6 protein-coding genes are annotated in these 9,417 nt (G+C 44.5%); 5 read left to right on the top strand and 1 reads right to left on the bottom strand.

Going from position 1 to position 9,417, the window contains the following annotated elements:
- The 5 genes from A3763_RS06015 to A3763_RS05995 all read left to right on the top strand — a co-directional run.
- Nucleotides 1-640 (top strand): cytochrome c-type biogenesis CcmF C-terminal domain-containing protein (locus A3763_RS06015; RefSeq protein WP_304440797.1); only part of this gene is annotated, 640 nt, incomplete at its 5' end.
- Nucleotides 637-1,179, top strand: coding sequence for a DsbE family thiol:disulfide interchange protein (locus tag A3763_RS06010; protein ID WP_068510742.1), 543 nt, complete (start codon nt 637-639; stop codon nt 1,177-1,179). The genes A3763_RS06015 and A3763_RS06010, both read left to right, overlap by 4 nt.
- Nucleotides 1,176-1,709, top strand: a complete 534-nt coding sequence (locus A3763_RS06005; RefSeq protein WP_068508837.1) for a cytochrome c-type biogenesis protein — start codon at nt 1,176-1,178, stop codon at nt 1,707-1,709. Before A3763_RS06010 ends, A3763_RS06005 begins: the two co-directional genes overlap by 4 nt.
- Nucleotides 1,709-3,034, top strand: a complete 1,326-nt coding sequence (ccmI, locus tag A3763_RS06000) for a c-type cytochrome biogenesis protein CcmI (protein ID WP_068510744.1) — start codon at nt 1,709-1,711, stop codon at nt 3,032-3,034. The genes A3763_RS06005 and ccmI overlap by 1 nt, the downstream gene beginning before the upstream one ends.
- 67 nt (nt 3,035-3,101) lie before the next feature.
- Nucleotides 3,102-4,388 (top strand): iron-containing alcohol dehydrogenase, encoded by a 1,287-nt coding sequence (locus A3763_RS05995; RefSeq protein WP_068510746.1) that lies wholly within the window; start codon nt 3,102-3,104, stop codon nt 4,386-4,388.
- Nucleotides 4,389-4,493: 105 nt separating this feature from the next.
- Here the strand turns inward: A3763_RS05995 and A3763_RS28290 are convergent.
- On the bottom strand, nt 4,494-9,417 hold a 4,924-nt coding region (locus A3763_RS28290), incomplete at its 5' end, for a choice-of-anchor U domain-containing protein (RefSeq protein WP_304440796.1).

Below are 9,417 nucleotides of genomic sequence, written 5' to 3'. Positions count from 1 at the left end.
TGAAGAATTTCATGTCGGTGCGTTTTTTGGGTCATTTCTAGCGCTTTGGATTACCGGCTTTACCTTAAAAGACGTATATCAGAAATCAGAGAACAAAGCCGGACGCATTCGCGGCCTGAGACGACTCAGCCGTTCCTATGTTGGAATGACGCTTGGCCACTTGGGGTTTGCCTTTAGTATTCTAGGCGTAACGCTAGTGTCGGTTGAATCTGAAGAAAGAGATATTCGTATGGCGCCTGGCGAGCAAGTGAGTGTGTCTGGTTACAACTTCGTATTTGAAAGCTTAGATCCCTATACTGGCGCTAACTATCAGGCTGATCGTGCCACGGTACGTGTTACCTCGGTTGCATCAGGGAACGAAGTCGCCACATTACACCCCGAGAAGCGAGTTTACTTCTCTAAGAACAGCCCTATGACGGAAGCAGGCATTGATGCCGGGCTATTCCGTGATCTCTATATTGCTTTAGGCGAGCCACTCACTGACGGTGCCTGGGCAGTTCGTATTCAAATAAAACCCTTCGTTAGATGGATTTGGCTTGGCACTATTTTTATGGCGCTAGGTGGATTGTTTGCGATAAGTGATCGTCGTTATCGCTTAAAGTCAAAACTCGTAGACAATAAAAATGGAGGCCTGGTATGAACAAAAGAATCGTCCTTTTCACACCTCTCGTTCTTACTATTGCTCTTGGGCTCATACTATATACCGCTATCGGTAAGGATCCTACCAAACTAGAAACGGCACGGCTAAACGACCCAGTACCGAAGTTTCAGCTGAGTTCTTTGTCAGACCAAAATAAGCAGCTCAATAACTCAGTATTCAGCGGTGAGGTAATGCTCTTAAATGTCTGGGCAACCTGGTGCCCATCGTGTCGAGTTGAGCACCCCTATCTAAACACTCTGTCAGAGCAGGGCGTCAAAATCGCTGGATTAAATTACAAGGATGAGCGTGATGCTGCTCAGGTTTGGCTTGCAAAACTAGGCAACCCTTATACATTCAACATTTACGACCCTGAGGGAAAGCTTGGATTTGATCTAGGTGTTTACGGTGCTCCAGAGACATACATTATCGATCAGCACGGATATGTCAGGCATCGCCATGTTGGTGTCGTTGATGACAAAGTCTGGCACTCGACGCTTAAGCCTTTGATCGACAAACTCGAAGGAAAGGTGGTGCTATGAACGAGCTCACAAGCAGATTAATTTTGCTGTTTTCCCTTACAACTTTCTTTTCGCTTCCTATTAGCGCAAATATAGACGTTTATCAGTTTTCTGATGAAGAAAGGCGCATGAATTACCTTGAGTTGACTAAGGAGCTCCGTTGCCCAAAATGTCAAAATCAAGATATCGCTGACTCTAACGCCCCAATTGCTGCCGACATGCGCAAAGAGGTTCACCGTTTACTTGAAGAAGGGAGTAGTCCTGAAGAAGTTGTTCAATTTATGATTGATCGCTTTGGAGATTTCGTCACCTATAAGCCAAAAGTTAGTAGTGAAACCTTAATGCTCTGGTATGGACCTTGGATTTTTATCATTTTTGGCATGGGCGTTATCGCTTACGCTGTTCGTAATAAGCGAAACACCAATCAAGATAAACCTGGCACATCAACGAGCAATGATTCGGTATCTGATTCTAGGGCCGACAGTACAAACAACAAAGTTCAGGCATTGCTTCGTGAGTTTGATGCCGACAACGATCAGGATAAATCTTAATGTACGACTTTTGGTTACCCGCTTTACTTTTACTATGCCTTGCAAGCTTGTTTGTTATCGTACCAAGCTTTCGCTTCGCATCTATCCAGCGACAAACAATCAAGCAGAATAAGATTCAGGCCAACGAGAATAAAGAACGTACTGCCCAAAATGTATTAATATATAAAGAACGCTTAAATGAATTACAGTTAGATAAAAATAGCGGTGTGATCGGTGACGAGCAATATGCTCAACTTAAGGAAGAACTTGATAACACGCTGCTCGAAGATGCCGATCGTATCGATCAAAGCCACTCTGATTCCACCTCTAGTTCGCTAAGTAAATTCTCATCAATTGGAATTATACTTGGCAGCGTATCCGTTGTTGTCGCACTAAGCGCCGCTCTTTATAACCACTATGGCGCTTACAACGATGTTGTTGCCTATCTTGAAGGAAGTGAAAGTAATGCAGAGCTCGCTAGTGCCACTGAGCAAGCACGAAACGGTGACATCTCTGCCTTACTCGAACAATTACACGCCAAGCTAAAAGATAACCCAAATAACATTCAAGGCTGGGGCCTGCTAGCACGCACCGCAATGAACACCGAGCGCTATTCTCTTGCTGTCGACGCATTCGAACAAGTTACTCGCTTGTTAAAAGAGGCTCCCGAGATAAACTATCAAGATCTTGCTGCAACCTACGGAATTACAGCTCAGGCTCAATATTACGCATCCAAGGGCATTTTCACCGACGCGCTTAAAGGTACGATTGACAAGGCATTAGAACTAAACCCAAACGAACCAAATACCTTAAGTTTATTAGCAATCAATGCGTTTACGTCTGAGGACTTCTCACTAGCTATTGAGTACTGGTCTAAAGTTTTAGAGGCTTATCCTGAACATCCGGCCGCCGGCCAGATGAAACAAGGCATTAATGAAGCGCAGCGCCGTGCAGGTATCGAACTGTCAGATTTTTCCAGCGACAGCAGCGGTTCGTTAATTGATGTATTCGTATCGCTTGATGAAACACTTCTCGGCTCAGTTAAACCCGGTGATACCGTGTTTGTATTTGTAAAAAACGCTGAAAACGCGAATCAAGCTAGCCCGCCTCTTGCTGCAAGTAGACATACTGTTTCTGAGCTTCCTCTAACAATTAACTTGAGTGACGCTGACGCAATGAGTCCTGCAGCTAAGCTTTCCGATGCTAAGCTCGTAAATGTTACTGCGCGTGTTTCCAAGTCGGGTCAAGTTAGCGCAGCAAGTGGCGATTTTGAAGGCCGAGCTGAACTGGTTGAGTTAGGTTCCGAGCAACAAGTAAAAATTAACATTAGCGAGCTAGTCAAATAAAGTTTTAGTAATAAGCGCGTAATTACGGCAAGCTTCAAAAACAAAAATAACCTTAAGGAGCGCAAGTATGACGATAAAAGTGCCAAAGGTAATCGACGAATTGGAATCCAAAATTGTCAACACATTGAAGCTCTCCCGTTTCAAGAATCAATTAGTAGGCAAGGGATATGTAACGGGTCTTAAGGCCGTTACCTATTTACTTAACATTCCAAAACCGACGATCTTTATGAGCAAAGGTGCATCAATCAACCTTTGTGAATCGGTTTCTCAGTTTGGCCTCAATAAACTTTTGATTGTTACTGACCAGGCACTTTACGATACGGGCCTTCTCGACCCAGTACTTGAACAGTTAAATCTTTCTGGGATGAAGTATTCACTATTTACCGAAGTAGAGCCTGACCCTACCTTCACAGTAGTTGAAAGTGGCCTCCGTAAGTATCGACAGCAAAACTGTGATTCTGTAATGGCTATTGGTGGTGGCTCTTCAATTGATGCTGCTAAAGTTATTGCTTTAGCTGCAAGTAACGAAGTGAGCCCTCGAGATCTGGTTGGCATTTTAAAGGGCAAGAAACCTTCTGCGCCTTTCTTTGCAATTCCCACCACTGCGGGTACTGGCTCTGAGGCAACCATTGGTGCCGTTATTTCTGACAGCATTACCCACAAAAAAGAACTTGTTATTGATACAAAAATAGTTCCTTTAGTAGCGGCACTAGACCCTGATTTAATGAAGGGCCTTCCTCCTGCTATTACTGCAGCAACCGGGATGGATGCCTTAACCCACCTTGTCGAATCTTATTTAAGCGGCATGGCAAACGAAGAGTCTGACTATTATTCTCGTTCAGGTATTCAAATGATTTTTGAAAACCTACCGAAGGTATACAAACGTGGCAACAATGCTAAAGCACGAGAGAAGATGGCGCTGGCTTCGTACTACGGAGGCTTAACGATAAATATCGCCGGATTAGGGTATGTGCATGCTTTTGCCCACCAATTAGGTGCTAAGTACAAACTACCCCATGGCGAATCCAATGCAAAAGTTCTGCCTTATGTGCTTGAATTCACTAAAGCTGCGAGCACGACACGCTTGGCTGAACTTGCACAATGCCTGGGTCTCGGCAGCAGAAATGATAATGATACAGTGCTAGCTGAAGCGTTTATTAGTGAAGTCAAAAATTTGATTTCTACGCTAAATATCGAGAACACGATACCTCAAATAAAACGCTCAGATTTTTCTGAAATTATTCAGGGTGCTTTTAAAGAAGCTAACTCAACCTACGCCGTTGCAAAGTACATGTCTTATGACGAGGCAGAAGAAATGCTCAGCGCTATCTCTGGCCGAGCCAGCGACATTTAAGGATTACGTAACCCACTAAACAGCGTCACTGCGGGTCATAGAGGGAATTAAATACCCGTTTATCTTACGCACCAGGTTTTCTGGTACGTAAGATATAAAACTCAATTAAAGGCGCTCTCTTAGTGTAATTCGCTTTAAACCAAGCAACGCTACAAGCCACAGCATCCAGAAGACTGAACCGCCACCACTGCCACCCTTGCTCGTAGTGGGTTCAGTTACTGGTTCAGAAACTAAGCTGGCAACGCCCCCTGGATCAAGCACAGTACCATTAGCCTGGCCATCTGCATCGTTGGCACCGCCATCTTCTATTAGCATCATTAGACAGTTGTGGCCTTGCGTTAAGCCTGGTTGATAAGCAGTACTTCCAGGAGAAGGGCAAATGCCTGGCTCTCCTGCACTTGAATATAGTTGGTTATTGCTATCAAGTTCAAAGTTCTGCCAGCCGTATATTGGATCTAATTTACGATACACTGCTTCTTCAGGAATCGGTTCTATAAGCGGAATAACGAGTTGAATACTACTTCCAACTGGCAACACATTATGAATTTCGAAATCAAATAGGCCGCTGGCATAGTCGAATTCAGCATCAGTTTCTAATCCCATATCCCCCAGATTTAACGCACTGAGTAATGCGCCGCCATTAGGGTCCGTCATAGCGGCTGTGCCTAAGGATAGAGACGCTCCATATTCAACCTGCATTAGGTAGCGATATTCATCGTCACTGCCTACTCGGTGCTGCAACAAAGCTGAACCGTCAATAAAATCAAGGTAGTCAGCGATACCATCATAGTCGGAATCTAGTCGCCCCTCGACGAAATCATTGACTCCATCACCATCAGAATCGTCATTTGCCGACAATGTAAGATAGGTATCAATCACTCTAAGATTTATACGTGCATTTGAAGCTTTACTTGGCGTACCGTTGTCTGTAACACTCACTTCGGCGATATATACGCCTGTACTTAAATTGACCGGATCAAAGGTAAGCGTTCTTGAGTCGCCGTCAAGGTCTACTAGCTGGTTGTCGGTTTTACTCCAGTCAAATGAGTGTGAGTCAGCCGAATTTAAATCATCAACAAGCGCATGAATAGTCACCAAGCCTTCACCTGAACTGAGCGTTGTAAGCGCCAAACCATTTTGCTCTGCGGTCACGTTTAATCTAGGGGCAATATTCGATTCTGTAATCGTGATCTGATGCTGCTCGTTCGCACCTATCACCGCATTGACCGGATCATTAAATGTAACGATAAGCTGCTCATCACTTTCAACAATTTGGTCATCTAAGACTTCTAGTACTAGCTCGGCAGTCATGCCTTCGTCAAAAATGACGACACCGCTGACCTTAGTGGACTGCTCGGTGACATTTGAGCTAGTAAGTAAGTCGTAATCATTTTCGTTAGCTGTACCACCAAGACTGTAAGGAACAAGCACAGGGTAAACTGGTGCCTCCCCAGATAAGCTCAAGTTAACTGAAACACGATTGTTTTCACTTGTGACCTGAGCTTTGCTTAACAAAAGTTGCGGTATTATCTGTATAGACTGGCTGGCAATTGTTCTATTACCGGCCGAGTCTTCTGCGAGCCAGTTAACTATGTGATGCCCCGGTGGTAGGTGGGTCTCATCTAAATTAATAAGCGCGACACTTCCATCAACATTATCGCTTGCACTAATATTACTCATTGGCACTGCAGTTAATGGCCCATTAGACGCCAACGTAATTTCAGAAACCAAATCAATCACCGGCGCCTCAGTATCTGCCGCACTAAGGAATTCATCCAAATTCGTTATGCCGTCATTGTTAGTATCAAGGCTAGCATCTGCTGCATCATTTGGGTTGAGGTTGTGATCAAACTCCCAACCATCTGGAATACCATCCACATCGCTATCAGCGCTATTAGGGTCAGTTTGCGCAGCGAATTCCTCTCGGTTGCTCAAACCATCGTTGTCTTGGTCAATAAATGCATCGCTGGCATCTTGTGGGTCCAAGCCGAACTGGATCTCCCATACATCCGGCAAGCCGTCATTATCACTGTCTGCATTATCGCTTGTAGCAGACGTAACAAAACTAAGGGTGTCACTGCTAACCATTTCGCCAAGTAAATTATAAGCGTCTACACGAACATAATAATGAGTCGCAGGATCAAGGTTCACAAGATTCACTTGGTGACTCAGCGCACTATCTATATTGGCTTCTTTGTAAGATAAGTCATCGATCGCCGTACCAAAGCTTACCTGGCCAATTGCTTGATCGGTATTGGCCCATTCAACAAGCGCGGTGTTTGTTGAAATAAAGCTTACGTCCGGCTGCGAGCTGAAAGCAGGCAAGGGTAGATCGATCAAGCTACCGGAGTTAAAAGAAATTGTTTGGAAAGATGTTTGGTTGCCCACAATGTCAGCCAACACATATCGTAGCTCATAGCTGCTATTGGGGATTAGCTCTTGAAGCAGAATAAAGTGCGACAGCTTCTCGGATTGTGAGCCCGCTGCTTGCCAATCAGCAGAACCTTCAGGTCTATATTCTACAAATACAACCGACAATTCATCACTTACTAAGCTTAAGCTTGCAAGCTCACCGAAACTTTCAAGAACCGGTGTTGCGGTCAGAATTGGCGCAGTGTTGTCTGAACTTGTTGAAATACTTCTTAGCTTACTAGAGGCAACTTCGATAAGCGTATTAATTTGCTTGCTTGCTGTATATCCGTGATGATCAGTGGAATATGCGGTACAAGTATAGCTATTACCTTCCACTAAAGTGGTCAAAGTAAGCGTGTGTTTCTTAGTTGGTTTAGATACGTGCACTTCAAGCGTCGCGGCGGCGCTTGTACATACCAATCGCGCATCAGCGTTTACATCGGTTTCCCAGTAGACACTAAGCGTGGCACCGCTAAGTTCGAGAACCTCCACTTCCGACATAAAGTGAGGATCGCCTTGATGGCCTCTAACTTTACTGCGGAAGGACATAACCTCACTCATTGCAAGATTACCTTGCGCATCAGCGGTCTGAACTTGGAAGTAATAAAATGTATCAGGCTGTAAGCCGGTCACTGGCAAAGTATGCGAAGCCCTTAAACCGTTTTTACTTTCAATTTGCTCAAGCTCATCTATCGAAGTACCGATTACTAGACGAGTCGTTGCAGGCTCACTAGTTTTCCAGCGAATGACGACGCTTTGATGTGTAATATTCTGTATTAATGGGCTGCCGATAATAATGGGTGCCATGGTGTCTGGTGAGGCCAGGGTTGTAAAGGTTATCGGCGTACTGATAGTCGGGCCGTTTCCATGCCTGTCTGTGGAAGATACCGTTAAGGTATATTCTGTTTCAGGTAAAAGATCTGCCAAAGGCATTGAGTGCTCTAAGACAAAACGTTGATCACTTACCACATGGTATTGGCTGCCATCGTTATAAGATACACCACTTGTTGATGCTTCATCCGTCGTCCAGATAACTGTCGCACTGGTATCGGAAATATCAATAACCATTGGCATCAGTAAGATGTTCGGAGCGCTGATGTCGGGGGCGGGCAGGGTGGTGACAGTCATTGCCTGACTTGTTGTAGGGCCGTTAGCTTGCTCATCACTTACTTCAGCAATAACTGTGTACGCAGTATTCGGACTCAAACTTTCGATAAGAATTTGATGGCAAATCGCTAAATCCGAAAGAGTGAAGTGTTGATCATCAACATATATCGAGCCTCTAACCGGCTCATCTGCACACAAAGATAAGGTAAATTGCTCATGCGTTATATTTGATGCATAAGGGCCTTCTAGTATCAAGGGTGCCCGATAATCCGGTACAGCAAGCGTTGTAAAACTGGTACTTAGTGTTTCAGAAGCGCGGTCATCTTTATCTAATGAATGGACATCTGCCTGATAGAGAGTCTCGGGGTCCAACCCTGTCACGACGACGCTATGCTCAGTGCTTAGTGTGTCTGATTGATAACGTAAGCCGTTTGATAAATCTACAATGCTTGAGCCAGGTTTATCACTTGTCCATTCGATAACAGCGCTTGAGTCGGTGATATGCTTAACATAAGGACCAGCAATAATTGTTGGTACTGCAAAATCACTATGAATTAGCCAGATATCTTCACTGGTTTCCTGGGTAATAGTATGGCTAACATTGGTGATAGCGAACCCTGAACTTTCTGGAGGATTAACTGATATGCCAGTTTCTTGATTTGTAAATAAGCCGAATGCAAACTCACCATTACTGTCACTGATCGCATTACTGTTGATGCCATCACCAGTATTTTCCATGTAGTAGCTGATCGAATCACGCGTATATGCATGATCTACTCGCAATTTAACACCCGGAACAGCGACGCCGTTGGCATCGAGTGCTTTTCCACTTAATACTGACATTGGAATCGTTACATCAACTGAGGTATTAGCGAAAACACTAATATTTCTGGCAGCGTAATAAACTGCAGCATAATCGGGTACAGGGTAAGCCGTAACAACACCCTCGTCATCAACTTGATTCTCGGTCTGTAAGTAAGGCCTTAACTGATAGTTTCCAGAGGAAACTTTAAACTCGAAATAACCTTCGCTGTCGGTGAGAACGGGTGTGTCAGCAAGTTGACGATTACTCTGATTATGTGCGGTAATCATTGTATGGTCTATCGGGTTGCCCTGCTCATCTAACAGGTAGCCAGATAAAGTGAAAGGCTGCGCTAAAACGAAAGAATCAGCTGTATCCTGCGTAATGACATAATCACTAATTAGGGTGCTACTAACAAGCTGATTGCCTAGCGGCGGCACAAAATTAATATCAGTACTTTGATTAGTAAACAGCGCTAATGCAAACTCACCGTTAGCGTCACTCAAAGCATGGGTCGCAGGCGACTTGCCCTGACTTTCCAAATAAAAACCGGTGTCACTGTTTCCGTTTTGCTGATACGCGATATGGCTAATTGTCACGCGCGTAGCGGCAACTGGTGAGCCGTTTTTGTCGCTAATGGTTCCACTCAAAACAGCCATTGGCAAGATCACATCTTGAACCGTAGCAGACTCAACAACAATATTTTCT

It is taken from the genome of Oleiphilus sp. HI0128 (assembly GCF_001635365.1).
The sequence above is the reverse complement of the archived record's forward strand: the minus strand, read 5'-3'. Positions and strand labels throughout refer to the sequence as shown.